The sequence below is a fragment of the Synechococcus sp. RC10A2 genome (assembly GCF_047502605.1).
In genome coordinates, this window is sequence record NZ_JANSHP010000129.1 from 88,751 (window position 1) to 104,497 (window position 15,747).

The following is a 15,747-nucleotide window of genomic DNA, read 5'->3' on the forward strand; positions in this document are numbered from 1 at the left end:
TGTTCTGAGGGGATCCCTTCGACCTCGCTAGCCAAAGGCTCCGGGATCTCCGTCCAAATCCTGGAGCTGCCGCAAAGATCGATGCGCCTGTTCCTGCAAAACTAGGTTGTGGTGTTGGCGGCTGACCTGCAAAGCGGCTTGCCAACTGGAAATAGCCGTTGCCCTATCTCCCATATTTCCGTAAGCCAGCCCCCGACCGTACAAGCCGTACTCGTCGGTGGGATCCCCGAGGTTGCCGTCGGCTTCCAAGCGAAAGGCCTGGTCGTAATCGTCGAGGGCAGCTTTGATCTCCCCCAGCTCGTAGAGAAGATTGCCCCTGATGTAGAGAACGTGGGGTTGGCAGGGTTCTGCCTCGAGGCTGCGGCTGAGGTCGGCAATGGCCTCGTCATAGCAATCGGCCCAAGCATAGGCAACGCCCCGCCCATAGTGGTGGGCCGGACAGGGATCCCAGCGGATGGCCTGGGACCAATCGGCCACAGCCGCCTCCCATTCTCCCAGGTAGCCGTACACCGTAGCGCGGCAGGCATAGGCAGGCGCCGAGGTGGGATCCCGACAAATGGCCTCGTCCAGGTGAGCTAGAGCTGAAGGCAGGGATCCCTGTTGCCTGAGCAGGTTGGCCAAGCGGAGGTGGTGGGGGGCGCTAGGATGCCGGCGTACTACCTCGGCAAGCTCGGCTATTGCCCCCTGCAAATCCCCCTGCAACTGAAGAAGGAGGCCGCGGTAGAGATAGGACTCTGGCCGGCGCGGGGCCAACCGGGTGGCTTGGTCGAAGTCCGCCAGCGCCTGGGGAAGTTGGCCGAGTTCGAGGTAAACCTGGCCGCGCAGAAGGTGGGCGTTGGTCAGACAGGGATCCTGCTGCAGCGCCAGGTTGAGCTGCTCGACAGCCCCTATCAGATCCCGGTTCAGCCACCGTTCGCGACCCCGGTTGTAAGCCAAGATGGCGGGGCGGGTGAAGGCTGAAATGGCTGCCGCACTGGCCAGACCCATCACTGCCGAGAGGCGATCCTGCCGCCAACTGGCCAAGCCCCCCAACAGCAGGGCAGCCGCGAGCAACAGGCGCAAACCGGCCGAGTCGTGGGCTTTGAGCATGGCATCAACCCGGAGCTGGTTTCTCTGATTCTGCCTGATTGGGCAGCGAGAAACACCCATCCGCACGAATTTGGGGAGTCTCTCTTGTTCAGGCTGGATCCGCATAGGAAGGGGATCCCTGCTGTTCCCCTTCCTTCTCCCTTTTGGGTGGAACGGACATTCTAGGCCCAGAGCATCAGCCGCAGCTCATAGGGATCGTGCATGTCAGGATGAAAGGGCAGCAGGCGGATGGCCAGCCCCTGCAAGCCGCTGGCCTCGTAGCGAATCTGGCCGGAGAAGATGGCCCGATCCTCCACCGTCTCCACGTAGCGCAGGGGGGTTGCTTGGCCGTTCCGGATCTGGCCGTTGTCGTCCACCGGCCCCTGGTAGGCCTGGACGATGACATCCTGGGGTTGCAGGGATCCCAGCCGCACCTCAACGGTCACCGTGAGGGGATCGCGGGCCATCACCACTTGGTCGTTTTGCGCCGAGGGGAGGCCGGCGGCGGAAGCTTTCTTGGGGGGTTCGACCTGGACATTGACAACCCGAATGTTGTACCAGTTCTCCTGCAGATGGCTGCGCCAGCGGGTAAACTGGCGAGCCGACTCGAAGTTATCGCGGCGCATGCGGTCGAAGTAGTTGCTGAGGGGAATGTAGGCCCGCTCGGCATACTCCAGTACCATGCGCTGGGTGCTAAAGCGGGGGCAGTTGAGCTGAATGGCCTGCTTCATGCGCCGAATCCAGGCGTGGGGCAGGCCATCGCTACCGCGCTGGTAAAACAGAGGGGCAACCTCCTGTTCCAGCAGGTCGTAGAGGGCGTTGGACTCCACCTCGTCTTGGTAGGCGCGATCCTCGTATTCCTCGCCGCGGCCAATGGGCCAGCCGGTCTGGTAGTAATCGGCCTCATCCCACCAGCCATCCAAAATGCTCAGGTTCTGTCCGCCGTTGGCCGCCGCCTTCATGCCACTGGTGCCGCTGGCCTCGCGGGGGCGCAGGGGGGTGTTTAGCCACACATCCACCCCGGCTACCAGCAGGCTGGTGATGTACATGTCGTAGTCTTCGATAAACACCAGCCGCTGGCGAAACTCCGGCTGGCGCGACACTTGCACAATTTGCCGGATCAGCTCCTTGCCGGGGTTGTCGCGGGGGTGGGCTTTGCCGGCAAAGATAAACTGCATCGGGTAGCGGGGATGGTTGAGCAAGGCTTTGAGCCGTTCCAGGTTGTGAAACAAGAGGGTGGCCCGCTTGTAGGTGGCAAAGCGGCGGGCAAAGCCAATGGTGAGCACTTCCGGGTTGAGGGCTTCAGAGGCCCACTGAATTTCCACCGCTGAGGCCGCCCGCTTTTGCAGTTGCTCCACCAGGCGCTCGCGAACGAAGTTGATCAGGCGCGAGCGGCTGCGCTCGTGGGCCCGCCACAGCTCCCCATCCGGGATCCGATCCACTTTCTGCCACAGGGGATCCGAGGGGGGAGCCTCCGCCCAATCCGGCCCCAGGTAGCGATCGTAGAGGGCCTGGTTCTCTTCCCCCACCCAGGTGCGGGCATGCACCCCGTTGGTGATGGAGGTAATCGGCACTTCCTCCAGCGGGATCTCGGGCCAGAGGCGGCTGAACATCTTGCGCGAGACCGACCCGTGCAGCTTGCTGACGCCGTTGACAAACGAGGCCATGTTGATGGCCAGCACTGCCATGCTGAAGGGGGATTGAAAGTCGCCGGTGTTTTCGCGGCCCAGGGCCAAAAAGCGCTCCCGGCTCAGGCCCATCTGGCTGTAGTAGAAGCCGAGGTAGTAGTCGATTTTGTCGGGCGGGAACAGGTCGATCCCGGCAGGTACCGGCGTGTGGGTGGTAAACATCTGGCTGGACTTGGCCACCTGCCAGGCTTCTTCAAAGCTCAACCCCTGCTCCACCATCAACAGGCGGATGCGCTCCACCGCCAAAAAAGCCGAGTGCCCCTCGTTCATGTGGTAGACGGTGGGATGGATGCCGAGGGCGCGCAAAGCCCGCACGCCGCCGATCCCCAACATGATCTCCTGGTGGATGCGCACATCCTGGTCGCCGCCGTACAGCTCATCGGTGATGTCCTGGTCGTACTGGCTGTTGGGCTCGATGTTGGTGTCCAGCAGGTAGAGGGGCACCCTCCCCACCGTCACCTTCCAAATGCGGGCGAACACCTTGCGGTTGGGATAATCCACCTCAATGCGAATTTCGCGGCCCTCCGCATCTCTCTGCAGCTCCAGGGGCATGTTAAAGAAATCGTTAACTGGGTAGCGTTCCTGCTGCCAGCCGTCGGGGTTGAGGTACTGGCGGAAATACCCCTTTTGGTAGAGCAAGCCCACGCCCACCAGGGGCAAGCCCAGGTCGCTGGCCGCCTTGAGGTGATCCCCGGCCAAAACCCCCAAGCCGCCTGAGTAGAGGGGTAGACAATCCGCCAAACCAAACTCGGCCGAAAAATAGGCATAGCATTCCCCCTCCACCGCTTGGGCCGAACGATACTTGCGATACCAAGTGTCCTCCTGCAGGTAGCTCTGCAGTTGTTGGCTGGCCCGTTCCAACTGGGCCAAAAAGCCGGGATCCTCCGCCAACTCATCCAGCCGTTCCTGCCGGATCCGACCCAGAAGAGCCACCGGGTTGTGGGCACAGGCATCCCACAGATCGGGATCCATGCGCCGGAATAGGCTGCGGGTTTCTACGTTCCAACTAAAATGCAGGTTGTAAGCCAACAAGCGCAGACTTTCCAGCGGAGTAGGCAGGTAGGGAGTGACCTTAAACGTGCGTAGCGGCTTCATAAAGACTGGGAGGAGCGTTGTTTCCACTGTCAGGCTACCTTGCCCTCAGCCTGAGGGCGTGGCTTTTTAACTTGAATGTCGATTTGTAATCCAGTGGATGCCGAGCTGTAATCCAACGGCTGCTCGAACTCCCTCAGGGCTCTATTTGGGATGGATCCGACTGCGCCCCTGGCCGATACGATCGCTGCCATTGCCACTGCGGTGGTGCCTGAACAGGGCAGCGTGGGGATTGTGCGCCTTTCCGGGTCACGAGCCCTTCCCATTGTCCAAGCCATCTTTACCCCTGCCCGCCGCAACGCAGTCTGGGAGAGCCATCGGCTCCTCTACGGCTGGATCCGCGACGAGAAAGGCCAAATCCTAGACGAAGCGCTGGCTGTTTGGATGCAGGCCCCCCGTTCTTACACCCGCGAAGATGTGGCAGAGCTGCATTGCCACGGTGGCATCATGGTGGTTCAGGCCACGTTGCAACAATGCCTGCGGCAGGGGGCGCGGTTGGCCCAGCCGGGGGAGTTTAGCCTGCGCGCTTTTCTGAATGGCCGCATTGACCTCACCCAGGCCGAGAGTGTGGCCGATCTGGTGGCGGCCCGCTCCCCTCAGGCGGCCCGGATGGCCCTAGCAGGCTTGCAGGGTAAGTTAGGGGGATCCATTCGCGCCCTGCGCCAGGAGCTGCTGGGTTTATTGGCAGAAATTGAGGCTCGCATCGACTTTGAAGAGGATCTGCCCCCCTTGGACGTTGCTGCTTGGCAGGCCCGGCTCCAAGCTATACAAACCCAGATCCAAGCTCTGCTGGCCACGGCAGAACGGGGACAACTGCTGCGCACCGGGGTGAAGGTGGCCATTGTCGGGAGGCCCAATGTGGGCAAGTCCAGCTTGCTCAATGCCTGGTCAGGACAGGATCGGGCCATCGTCACCGATCTGCCCGGCACCACCCGCGACGTGGTGGAATCCCACCTGGTGGTGAAAGGGATCCCCGTTCAACTGCTGGACACTGCCGGCATCCGCGCCACCGAAGATCCGGTGGAACGGCTGGGGGTGGAGCGCTCCCAACGCCTAGCCCAGGCTGCCGATGTGCTGGTGCTGGTCATCGACGCCCAGGCCGGCTGGACGGATGCCGACGCCGCCATCTACGCGTCCATCCGCCACCGCCCCCTCATCCTGGTGATCAACAAAACCGACCTCGCCCCCGCCGACAAGATCCGCCTCCCGCCCGAGATCGCCTACCGCGTCCCCGCCGTCGCCGCCCAAGGCCAAGGGATCCCGGAGCTGGAAGAGGCCTTGGAGCAGCTTGTGACTCAGGGGCGGCCCCAGCCCAACCTGGAGGTGAGCCTCAACCAACGCCAGGCCGCCGCCCTCCGCCAGGCCCAAGCCAGCCTGGAACAAGTCGTTCAGGCTATGCAGGCGCAGCTCCCCCTCGATTTTTGGACCATCGACCTGCGCGGCGCCCTGCACGCCCTTGGCCAAATCACCGGCGAGGAGATCTCCGAAGCGGTGCTGGATCAGATCTTCAGCCGCTTCTGCATCGGCAAGTAAGCGCTTGCTAACTCATACTCATTCCGAGTTTGTGTTAGTATGGACTCAGTCGGGAATCAGCAGGCCCCAGAGCCGAGGCGGATCCCAGATAATGGAAACACAACTTAGGAGGTTGGCTATGGTTACCGCCGCAAAAACCCGTCTCTACCCCACCCAGATCGACTTGCCGGCGGAGGCCCGCGCGCAACTGGTGGAGCTGCTCAACCAGTCCTTGGCGGACACGCTGGATTTGAAAACTCAGGTGAAGCAGGCCCACTGGAACGTCAAAGGCATGAACTTCATCGCCCTGCACGAGATGTTCGACACCTTTGCCGGCACTCTGGAGAACTACGTGGACATGCTGGCGGAGCGGGTTACAGCTTTGGGGGGCATTGCCCGCGGCACGGCCCGCATCGTCGCCCAAACCTCAGCCTTGCCGGAGTACGACCTGACGGCTGAAGACGGCCGGGCTCACCTGCAGGCTTTGGCGGCCCGCTACGGCCAGTATGCCGCTTCGGTGCGCCGCAACATCGACCGCAGTACCGAACTGGGGGACGCCGATACCGCCGACCTGTTTACCGAGATCTCGCGCCAGATCGACAAAGATCTTTGGTTGATCGAGGCTCACCTGCAGGCGTAACGCTGGCAAGGCAAATCTGAAGAGGCAAGCGGGATAGGCAAAATGGGCGTCAACGCTCCCCTCCTGTACCTGGTGGCTTTGGCCGGTATCCTCAGCGTGGTGGGCTACTTCGTCCTGCGCGAGGTGCTGCGGATACGGGCCCAGGAAAGAGTCATCCGGCAGCTCCAGCCCCGCCTGAGCAAAGGCAAGGGATCCCCGCAGGAGCACTACGAGTTGGGCAGCGTCTATCTGCAAAAGCGCCTCTACGACCAGGCCATCGTCCAGCTTAAAAAAGCTCTAGAGGTGGCTGGGGAGAACATTCCCCCCGTCTGCAACGCCCTCGGCTTTGCCTACTTCAGCCAGGGGCAATACGACTTGGCCATCCGCTACTACAAAGACGCGGTGGCAGCGGATCCCGGCTATGTAACCGCTTGGAACAATCTGGCCCATGCCTACGAGAAGAAAAATCTCTACGGCCCTGGCCTCGAGGCCTACGAGACGGTGCTGCAACTGGATCCGAAGAATGCCATTGCCAAGCGCCGCGCCGAGTCCCTGCGCAAACGTTTGCGGCCCAGCCCCCGCGGCTGACCGTGTTTTATCTGGGTAGATGTCTGCGCAGATATGTATAAATATGTATAAATACTTATGGCAGCTCGCCTATCGATTGGCGGTAGCTGCTCAATCCCGACTATTGGAGTTGCTTCTTTTCCCCTCACAAGAAAGGTGAAATCTTGAGAGGGAATGGAGGATTCGGTATCGTATTGCCTGGGCTGGTATTATGTCTTAAAAAAAGAGAGGCCATTTCATGGATGCACAATCGGTGGCACCTGTGGTTCTGGTAATCCTGGATGGCTGGGGTTATCGCGAAGCCCCTGAGGGCAATGCGGTGCTGGCCGCCCGAACCCCTGTCGTGGACAGCCTATGGGCTACCTACCCCCATACCCTGCTGCAAGCTTCGGGGCGAGCCGTGGGCCTGCCGTCAGGGCAAATGGGCAACTCAGAAGTGGGCCACCTGACCCTGGGGGCGGGGCGGGTGGTGCCGCAGGAGTTGGTGCGTATCAGCGACGCCATCGAGACGGGATCCCTTTTTCACGAGCCCCTCTTGGTGGAGGTTTGTCATCGGCTCAAGGAGCAGGGGGGCCGTTTTCATTTCATTGGCCTCTGCTCTGAGGGGGGGGTTCACTCCCACATCGACCATCTCTACGGCTTGCTGAAGCTGGCAGCCCAGGCGGGGATCCCTGCCTATGTCCACGCCATCACCGATGGCCGCGATACCTTGCCCCGCGATGGAGCCAGGGTTCTGGCCGCTCTGGAAAAAGAGCTGCAATGGCTGGGCAGCGGCGTCATCGCCACCCTGAGCGGCCGCTACTACGCCATGGATCGGGATCGCCGTTGGGAGCGCACCCAGAAGGCCTACGAGATCCTGACGGAAGACGGCCCTGGCTGTGGCCGCAGCGCCGCCGAGGTGATGGAAGACTTTTACGCCCAGGATATTACCGACGAGTTTATTCCCCCCACTCGCTTGGCTCCGGGGGCGGTGCAGTCGGGAGATGCGGTCATCTTCTTCAATTTCCGCCCGGATCGCGCCCGCCAGCTTACCCAAGCTTTTGTCTGTCCCGACTTTTCCGGTTTTCAGCGCCGTCTGATTCCGGATCTCACCTTCATCACCATGACCCAGTACGATCCGACCTTGCCGGTGCAGGTGCTTTTTAAGCCGCAGAACCTGGATCACCTGCTGGGCCAAGTGGTGAGCGAGGCCGGCCTCAAGCAATTGCGCATTGCCGAGACGGAAAAGTACGCCCACGTCACCTACTTTTTTAACGGCGGCATTGAGCAGCCCTTTCCCGGCGAAGATCGCATCTTGGTTCAAAGCCCGCTGGTGGCCACCTACGACCAAGTGCCGGAGATGTCAGCGGTGGAGGTGACCGACAAAGCCATCGAAGCTATCGCCCGCCGCGAATACAGCCTGGTGGTGCTCAACTACGCCAACCCCGACATGGTGGGCCACACCGGCAACTTCAAGGCCACGGTGCGGGCGCTGGAGACGGTGGATCGCTGCCTGGGCCGTCTGCTGGCGGCGGTGGTGGACGTGGGGGGAACCACCTTAATCGTTGCGGATCACGGCAACGCCGAGCAGATGTGGGACGAGCAGGGCAACCCTTGGACGGCCCACACCACCAACCCCGTGCCCTGCATCCTGGTGGAGGGGGAAAGGCGCAAGATCCCTGGTCGCGGTGGCGATGTCAAGCTGCGCTCTGGCGGCACCCTGGCCGATGTCGGCCCCACCCTGCTCGAGATCCTAGGCCTGCCTCAGCCCCCCGAGATGACAGGGCAATCTCTTCTGCAGCCGGCAGAATACACCATCCTGCAGCGCCAGCCCAGTCCAGTGGGGCGCTGAGACCGGGAATTGCTCACTCGGCCACGGGGATCCCTTCTTGGATCAGCCAAGCCCTCAACTCCTCCCAGGTTCGGTAGAGGGCCAAAACCTGCGAGCGCTCAGGGTGATAAGGAGCGCTCAGGCGCTCCAGTTGCAAAAAGCGAGCCTGGGGAGGGATCACCGCCACTTCTGGATCGGGGGGCGTAGCCCGCTGCAGGGAGCAGCTATAGCCACGGTAGATCAGCACCAAATCAGCTTCCCCCTCGCTTTCCACCTCCACCCGCAGCACCTCCTGGGGGTGGGCCTGGCTGTAGCGCTCCAGAGCCAGCGGCCAGGGCAGAGCACTCATGCCAGCTCCCCCCTGTCTGCGCCAGGCCGCAGCCGCCAGACAAAGTAGACGCTGTAGAGCAGGTAGGCCACCAAGCCCCAGGCCCCCACGCTCCCCAGCAGCTCCGGCGGCACATTGGGATGGAAAATTTCTCGAAACCCCAGCGGCGGCTCAAACCAAGCTCGACACTCTGCCGATAGGGAAGCCCGGAAGGCACAGGGCACAAAGGCCCCCGAAAAGAGGATCCCAATCCCCATGTAGCCAGTCAAGATCCAGCGCCAGAGCAAAAAAGCTCGCGCCGCCCCGCTTCTCGACTGCTCAAGGGCAGTGCTCCAATCCTGCCAGAACCACAGACCCATTGGGATCAACAGCCGCGCCATCGCCCCGCTCAAGAAACTGATGGGCAGACCGCCGATCATCAAATACACCGTCACCGCCAATAGGCTGGATACCCGCCAGTAGACGATCAAGAGCTGAATCAGAGGACGCAACCCCACCGCAAAGGCCCAAATTAGGAGAGCCAACGGCAGCACCACCGTCAGCGCTACAGCCAAGCTGTAGTCCACCCAGATCGCCTTGACCAGCCAACTCACTGGGATCATCCTCGCCCTTTCTTCTCACTGCCCCATAGTATATAGAGCAACAGAATCGGCGGGATCCACCTCAAAACAACAGGAGGTAACAGAAGATTGCAGCTTCTCAGCCACCCCAGGCAAAACTTTACATCCGCGGTCTTTCAGAAAGTTTTCCATTTTTGCCGTTGCCGATCCACGAAGGTGGTAAATTCTTAGAGGAACATCTCCGTCTGTCGAAGGGCTAGTCGTCTTTCGAGGCGATAGTTGCAAGGTTCCATCCCGCCCTGGCCTCGCCCAACTCGTTAAGTATTGTTACTTAGTCGTGTTATTTTGGGTTAAGGCCAGATCCTCAGAGGTGGTGACCTCATTCCCATGGCACGTTCTTCCCGACTCCTCTCCCACAGTCCTGCCCGTTGGAAGGCGACCCCGTGGAAGCCTAAGCCTTTGCCGCCCCTGGAGGAGGCGGCGCCTCCGCCACAGCAGGAGGCGGGTCTGGGCTGCCAGAGTGCGTTGCAGCCGTCGCTTGCCCCGGGCAAAGCGGATTTGCGGGAGAAGGCGACAACGGCTGGCAGGAGCTATGAAGCACTGCAGCTATGGTTGGTGCTGGTCACCTTGGGGGTGAGCCTGGCCATTGCGGTGGGGGTGGCTTTGGTTTACTCGCCGGCGGTGGCTGCCAATTATTTGCTGGGGGCAATCGTCGGCGTAGTCTATCTGCGCATGCTGGGCCGCGGCGTCGCGGAACTGGGCAAAAGTCGCAGCCGACTGGGGGTAACGCGTTTGGCTTTGTTTGTCGGGCTAATCGTCCTGGCCACCCAGGTGAAGTCTTTGCAGATTTTGCCCATTTTCTTGGGGTTCATGACCTACAAGGTCACCCTGCTGATTTATCTTGTTCAGACCTTGACCCGTTTATCTTCTTCTGCGTGATGCTCATGAACCTGTTCTTCTCCGCTCCTCCTCTGGTAGCAGAACTTGAGGTTGGTCATCACCTTTACTGGCACCTGGGCAAATTTACGGTTCACGGGCAAGTTTTGATTGCCAGTTGGATTGCCATCGCCCTGATCTTGACCGTGGTGCTGTTGGGGACTCGTCAACTGCAGCGGGAGCCCGCTGGTCTGCAAAACTTTATCGAGTACACCCTGGAGTTTGTCCAAAGCATTGCCCGTGCCCAGATTGGTGAGAAAAACTTCCGGCCCTGGGTGCCCTACGTTGGCACCTTGTTCCTGTTTATTTTTGTCTCCAACTGGATGGGCAATCTCTTCCCCTGGAAGTTGATTCCCCTGCCGGAAGGAGAGCTGGCCTCTCCCACCAACGACATCAACACCACCGCCGGCTTGGCGCTGCTCACCAGCGTCATGTATTTCGTGGCCGGTATCAGCAAGCGAGGGCTGTCTTACTTTAAGAAGTACATCGAGCCCACGCCAGTTCTGTTGCCCATCAACGTCCTGGAAGACTTCACCAAGCCCCTCTCCCTGAGTTTCCGTCTGTTCGGCAACATCTTGGCAGAAGAGCTGGTGATTGCGGTGTTGGTGTTGCTGGTGCCGTTGTTGATCCCGGTGCCGGTGATGATCCTATTTCTGTTTACGGGGGCCATTCAGGCTTTGATCTTCTCCACCCTCTCGGCCGCTTACATTGGAGAGGCGCTGGAAGGTCATGGGGGTGGGGATCACCACGATTGACCTGCGGAGGGAAGGTGGGGACTTCTACCCAGTTCAACGCCCCCTCTCCTTCAAAGGTCGTCGCAAGGGATCCCTTCTCTGGTAAGGTTTGTTGGGGCCGAGGGCTTGAGCCTGGAGGCCGCCGACAAAGAGGCGATCGGCTCGACTACTCCGGTCAGATCACCTCAAGCTCAAGACGCTGTTGCGTTCGTGTCAACATCTGTTTTGTAACGACAAGGAGCATCTTGCTATGGATCCGTTAACCTCTGCTGCTTCTGTGTTGTCTGCCGCTCTGGCAATTGGCCTGGGATCCCTGGGCCCGGGTCTGGGCCAGGGGAATGCTGCTGCCGCTGCCATGGAGGGGCTGGCCCGTCAGCCGGAAGCAGAAGACAAAATCCGCGGCAACCTGTTGGTTAGCCTGGCCTTCATGGAAGCCCTGACCATCTATGGCCTGGTGGTGGCGCTGGTGCTCTTGTTCGCCAACCCCTTCGCCTGATGTCTCTGGGGGCGGCCCGGATCAATAGCTCTGTTGCGCCGGTTCGCCCCCTGCCTTGTTCGATGTTGGATCCCGTTTCTGTTGGTGCGGCCCCATGATCTGTTCAACCCTGTTGGCCGTTGAAGCTGCCGAGAAAAATGGCCTCTTCGATCTCGACGCCACCTTGCCCATCATTGCCGTCCAATTTCTGTTGCTGGTGGCCGTGCTCAACTCCCTCTTCTACGAGCCGGTTACTCGGGTTATCGACAGCCGCAACGACTACATCCGCACCACCCAGGCGGAGGCCCAGGAGCGGCTGGACAAGGCGATGGCCCTGACCCGCCAGTACGAGGCTGAGATCGGCCAGGCCCGCCTCCAGGCGCAGCAGGTGATCGCCGAGGCGGAAGCGGCTGCGGCCCGTATCCGTTCGGAGAAGCTGGCGGCGGCCCAGGCGGAGATCCAAGCTAAGCTGGAGGCGGCGCGGCGGCAAATCGAGCAGGAAAAGCAGACGGCGCTCGAACAACTGCAGCAGCAAGTGGATGCCATTGCCGCCCAGATCACCGAGAAGCTGTTGGGCAGCGCCCGTTAAGTGGCCAGTTGAACATTCCTTTGGAGTAGCGCGTGATGCTGGTGTGGAGCCTTGTGCCCGCTTGGCTTTTGGCCGTTGCCGAGCCGGTGACGGAAGCCACTGAGGGTTCTGCAGAAAAGGGGATCCTGGATGCGATTCTGGAAAGCAACTTAATCAACATCGCCATCATCCTCAGCCTGCTGTACATTTTGGGCCGCCGGGTGGTGGGGGAAGCTCTGGCCAAACGGCGAGAAGGCATCCTCGAGGAGCTGCGCCAGGCGGAGCAGCGCAAGCAGGAGGCGATCGAGAGGCTGGCGGAGGAGCAGCAAAAGCTGGCGCAGGCTCAGCAGGAGGCGGAGCGCATTCGCAAACAGGCGGAGGCCAATGCGGAAGCCCGCCGGCAGGAGCTGTTGCAGCAGGCGGAGGGGGAGATCGAGCGGCTGCGCGCCAACGCCGAAAGGGATCTCTCTGCCGAACAAGAGCAAATTCTCCAGGAGCTGCGCCGCCAGATCGTGCGCCAAGCCCTGAGCAAGGTGGAGCAGGAGCTGCCGCAACACCTCAACGAGCAGGTGCACCAGCGCCTGATTGAACGGGGGATCCAGATGATTGCCCGCTAGGAGGAAAGGGGAAGTTATGATCAGCAGCACCATGGCCGCCAGAGTGGTGGATCCCTACGCCGAAGCCCTTGTTTCGCTGGCCTCTGCGCAGGGATTATTGGATACCTTTGAGGCCGACATCCGTTTCATTGCCGCGGTTGTGCAGGCCACGCCGGAGCTGGGCCAATTCCTCGCCAGTCCCCTGGTCAAGGCGGAAGCCAAGAAAAACCTGTTGCAGCAGGTGTTTGCCGACCAGATCCACCCGCTGCTGCTGAACGCGCTCAAGCTGTTGAGCGACCGTCGCCGTATTATGTTCCTCGGGGCCGTCTGCCAGCGGTTCTTGGAGCTGCAGCGGAAGCTCAAAAATATCGTCCTGGCCGAGGTGACCACAGCGGTACCTTTGACCGAGGCGCAACAGCAGTCGATCCGCGAGCGGGTGAGGGACTTCACACAAGCCAGCGGCGTGGAGCTCCAGACCAGCCAAGATCCCACGTTGCTGGGTGGAGTGATCATTAAGATTGGATCCCAGGTGATCGACCTTAGCCTGCGCGGCCAGTTGCGCCGGCTGGCGCTGCAGTTAGCCTAGATTGGCCGAGCGTTTTTCCTTAATTTTGGATCCCTTCCCATTCCCTCGAGAGGACTGCCATGCCTACAATTCGCCCAGACGAGATCAGCACCATCATCAAGCAACAGATCGAACAGTACAACCAGGAGATGCAGATCTCCAATGTCGGCACCGTCCTGCAGGTGGGGGACGGCATTGCCCGCATCTACGGCTTGGAGAAGGTGATGGCCAGCGAGCTACTGGAGTTCGAGGATGGCACGGTGGGCATTGCCCTCAACCTGGAGGAAGACAACGTCGGCGCGGTGCTGATCGGCTCCGGGCGCAACATCCAAGAAGGATCTATCGTCAAAGCCACGGGCAGAATTGCCAGCATCCCGGTGGGAGAAGCCCTGCTGGGCCGCGTGGTGGATCCCCTCTGCAATCCCATCGATGGCAAAGGGCCGATTCACTGCACCGAGACGCGCCTCATTGAGTCGCCGGCCCCTGGCATCGTCGATCGCCGCTCCGTCTACGAGCCCCTGCAGACTGGCATCACCGCCATCGATGCCCTGATCCCCATCGGGCGGGGCCAGCGGGAGCTGATCATCGGCGACCGCCAAACCGGCAAGACCACCCTTGCTGTCGACACCATCCTCAACCAAAAAGGACAGGATGTCATTTGCATCTATGTGGCCATCGGCCAGAAGCAGAGCAATATCGCCCAGGTGGTGAACATCCTGAGCGAGCGAGGGGCGATGGACTACAGCATTGTGGTGGCTGCCGGCGCCGACAGCCCGGCCCCGCTGCAGTGGCTGGCCCCCTATTGCGGCGCCACCATCGCCGAGTACTTCATGTACCAGGGCAAGCATACCCTGGTGGTCTACGACGATCTGTCCAAGCAGGCGGTGGCCTACCGGCAGATGTCGCTGCTGTTGCGGCGCCCACCTGGACGGGAAGCCTACCCAGGAGATGTGTTCTATCTGCACTCGCGCCTGCTGGAGCGGGCCGCCAAGCTGAACAGCCGGCTGGGCGAGGGATCCATGACGGCGCTGCCGATTGTGGAAACCCAGGCCAACGACGTGTCGGCCTATATTCCCACCAACGTTATCTCCATTACCGATGGGCAGATCTTCCTGGAGTCGGATCTGTTCAACGCCGGCATTCGCCCGGCCATCAACGTCGGCATCTCTGTCAGCCGCGTCGGCTCGGCAGCCCAGACCAAGGCGATGAAGAAAGTGGCCGGCTCGATCAAGGTGGAACTGGCGCAATATCGCGACCTGGAAGCCTTTGCCCAATTTGCCTCCGACCTGGACGAAGCTACCCAGAAGCAACTGGCCCGCGGCCAACGGCTGCAGGAGATCCTCAAGCAGCCGCAGTACTCGCCCCTGTCTTTGGATCAGCAGGTGGCCATCATCTACGCCGGGACGCGGGGGTATTTGGACGACATTCCGGTGGAGAAAGTCTCCAGCTTTAAGCAGGGCCTGCTGTCCTACTTGGGCACCGCCCATCCCAAGTATGGCGAGATCGTCCTCTCCACCAAGCAGCTTACCGACGAGGCGGAAGAGATCTTGAAAACCGCCATCGCGGAGTTCAAGCAAAGCTTCCTGGCCAAGGCGGCCTAGTTGCCGGGGATCCCCATCCAGTGACCACAGCAGAGAGGATCGGTTATGGCAAACCTAAAGCGGATTCGCGACCGCATCAAGGCGGTGAAGAACACCCGCAAGATTACAGAGGCCATGCGCCTGGTGGCCGCGGCGCGGGTGCGACGGGCTCAGGAGCAGGTGATGGCCACCCGTCCCTTTGCCGATCGCCTGGCCCAGGTTTTCTACCGCCTGCAGACGCGGTTGCGGCTGGAGGATGTCGACCTGCCCCTGCTGAAGCAGCGGCCCATTGAGACCGTGGGCCTATTGGTGGTGGCCGGGGATCGGGGCCTGTGCGGCGCTTACAATGCCAACGTTATCAAGCGCACCGAGGAGCGGGTGCGCGAGCTGCAGGAGACGGGGCAGCAGGTGCGGCTTTACCTGGTGGGCCGCAAGGCGGTGCAGTATTTTCAGCGCCGCTCTGCCCCCATCGCCAAGACCTACGTGAATCTGTCCCAGATCCCCACTGCCGCTGAAGCTGCTCAAATTGGGGATGAGCTGCTCTCCGCTTTCCTCTCCGAGAAGGTGGATAAGGTGGAGCTCATCTACACTCGCTTTGTCTCGCTGATTAGCTCGCGGCCAGTGGTGCAGTCGCTGCTTCCTCTGGATCCCACGCGCCTGGCTGCCCGCGACGACGAGATTTTTAACCTTCTGGTGCGCGGGGGAGAGTTCACCGTCGAGCGCAGCAAGATCGTGGCTGCTGTTTCCGCTCCGCCGCCGGACATGATCTTCGAGCAGGATCCGGTGCAGATTTTGGACGCGCTGCTGCCGCTGTACTTGAATAACCAGTTGTTGCGGGCTTTGCAGGAAGCAGCGGCCAGCGAGTTGGCGGCCCGCATGACGGCCATGAGCAACGCCAGCGACAACGCCACCGAGCTTATCCGCACACTGGGCCTTGCCTACAACAAAGCTCGGCAGGCGGCCATCACTCAGGAGATCCTGGAGGTAGTTGCCGGGGCTGAGGCCCTGTAAACTTCCCTCCAGTGACCCACTCCTGCACTCAAGCTGAC

General features: G+C 61.1%; 16 protein-coding genes. 12 read left to right on the forward strand and 4 right to left on the reverse strand.

Features of this window, described 5'->3' with window-relative positions; translation table 11 throughout:
- Positions 1–27 precede the first annotated feature (27 nt).
- Together NW848_RS17450 and glgP are read right to left on the reverse strand one after the other, a co-directional pair.
- Positions 28–1,089, reverse strand: coding sequence for a tetratricopeptide repeat protein (locus tag NW848_RS17450; RefSeq protein ID WP_011430942.1), 1,062 nt, complete (start codon positions 1,087–1,089; stop codon positions 28–30).
- Between the two features lie 161 nt (positions 1,090–1,250).
- Positions 1,251–3,851 carry an alpha-glucan family phosphorylase gene (gene glgP / locus NW848_RS17455; protein ID WP_414508252.1) on the reverse strand — a complete coding sequence of 867 codons (2,601 nt, stop codon included), beginning with the start codon at positions 3,849–3,851 and terminating at the stop codon, positions 1,251–1,253.
- Between the two features lie 150 nt (positions 3,852–4,001).
- Between glgP and mnmE the strand changes: the two genes are divergently transcribed.
- From mnmE to gpmI, 4 genes are all read left to right on the forward strand, one after another.
- Positions 4,002–5,381 carry a tRNA uridine-5-carboxymethylaminomethyl(34) synthesis GTPase MnmE gene (mnmE, locus tag NW848_RS17460; RefSeq protein ID WP_414508251.1) on the forward strand — a complete coding sequence of 460 codons (1,380 nt, stop codon included), beginning with the start codon at positions 4,002–4,004 and terminating at the stop codon, positions 5,379–5,381.
- 118 nt (positions 5,382–5,499) lie between these two features.
- Positions 5,500–6,000, forward strand: a complete 501-nt coding sequence (dps, locus tag NW848_RS17465; RefSeq protein ID WP_011430939.1) for a DNA starvation/stationary phase protection protein Dps — start codon at positions 5,500–5,502, stop codon at positions 5,998–6,000.
- 42 nt (positions 6,001–6,042) lie between these two features.
- Positions 6,043–6,567, forward strand: coding sequence for a tetratricopeptide repeat protein (locus tag NW848_RS17470; RefSeq protein ID WP_011430938.1), 525 nt, complete (start codon positions 6,043–6,045; stop codon positions 6,565–6,567).
- Positions 6,568–6,784: 217 nt separating this feature from the next.
- Complete coding sequence (gpmI, locus tag NW848_RS17475; RefSeq protein ID WP_414508250.1) at positions 6,785–8,377, forward strand: 2,3-bisphosphoglycerate-independent phosphoglycerate mutase; 1,593 nt, start codon at positions 6,785–6,787, stop codon at positions 8,375–8,377.
- 13 nt (positions 8,378–8,390) lie between these two features.
- On the opposite strand, the gene NW848_RS17480 is transcribed toward gpmI, so the two are convergent.
- Positions 8,391–8,705, reverse strand: a complete 315-nt coding sequence (locus NW848_RS17480) for a hypothetical protein (protein WP_099812972.1) — start codon at positions 8,703–8,705, stop codon at positions 8,391–8,393.
- The gene (locus NW848_RS17485; protein ID WP_099812974.1) at positions 8,702–9,286 is read right to left on the reverse strand and encodes a DUF3177 family protein; all 585 of its coding nucleotides are present in this window, start codon (positions 9,284–9,286) and stop codon (positions 8,702–8,704) included. The genes NW848_RS17480 and NW848_RS17485 overlap by 4 nt, the downstream gene beginning before the upstream one ends.
- 345 nt (positions 9,287–9,631) lie before the next feature.
- Here NW848_RS17485 and NW848_RS17490 point away from each other — a divergent pair, with 345 nt between their 5' ends.
- The 8 genes from NW848_RS17490 (at position 9,632) to NW848_RS17525 (ending at position 15,709) form a co-directional block, all read left to right on the forward strand.
- Positions 9,632–10,183, forward strand: a complete 552-nt coding sequence (locus NW848_RS17490; RefSeq protein WP_228375272.1) for an ATP synthase subunit I — start codon at positions 9,632–9,634, stop codon at positions 10,181–10,183.
- A gap of 5 nt (positions 10,184–10,188) precedes the next feature.
- A complete protein-coding gene (gene atpB, locus NW848_RS17495) occupies positions 10,189–10,935 on the forward strand; it encodes a F0F1 ATP synthase subunit A (RefSeq protein WP_011430933.1) in 747 nt (248 codons plus the stop codon).
- A gap of 229 nt (positions 10,936–11,164) precedes the next feature.
- The gene (gene atpE / locus NW848_RS17500; RefSeq protein WP_011430931.1) at positions 11,165–11,410 is read left to right on the forward strand and encodes an ATP synthase F0 subunit C; all 246 of its coding nucleotides are present in this window, start codon (positions 11,165–11,167) and stop codon (positions 11,408–11,410) included.
- Positions 11,411–11,504: 94 nt separating this feature from the next.
- A complete protein-coding gene (locus tag NW848_RS17505; RefSeq protein WP_011430930.1) occupies positions 11,505–11,978 on the forward strand; it encodes a F0F1 ATP synthase subunit B' in 474 nt (157 codons plus the stop codon).
- A 35-nt stretch (positions 11,979–12,013) separates the two neighbouring features.
- Complete coding sequence (locus tag NW848_RS17510; protein WP_414402408.1) at positions 12,014–12,574, forward strand: F0F1 ATP synthase subunit B; 561 nt, start codon at positions 12,014–12,016, stop codon at positions 12,572–12,574.
- 16 nt (positions 12,575–12,590) lie between these two features.
- Positions 12,591–13,139: an ATP synthase F1 subunit delta gene (gene atpH / locus NW848_RS17515; protein WP_011430928.1), complete on the forward strand. Its 549-nt coding sequence runs from the start codon at positions 12,591–12,593 to the stop codon at positions 13,137–13,139.
- Positions 13,140–13,198: 59 nt separating this feature from the next.
- On the forward strand, positions 13,199–14,719 hold the full coding sequence (gene atpA / locus NW848_RS17520) for a F0F1 ATP synthase subunit alpha (protein ID WP_011430927.1): 1,521 nt from the start codon (positions 13,199–13,201) through the stop codon (positions 14,717–14,719).
- Between the two features lie 45 nt (positions 14,720–14,764).
- Positions 14,765–15,709 carry a F0F1 ATP synthase subunit gamma gene (locus tag NW848_RS17525; protein WP_011430926.1) on the forward strand — a complete coding sequence of 315 codons (945 nt, stop codon included), beginning with the start codon at positions 14,765–14,767 and terminating at the stop codon, positions 15,707–15,709.
- Positions 15,710–15,747 lie beyond the last annotated feature (38 nt).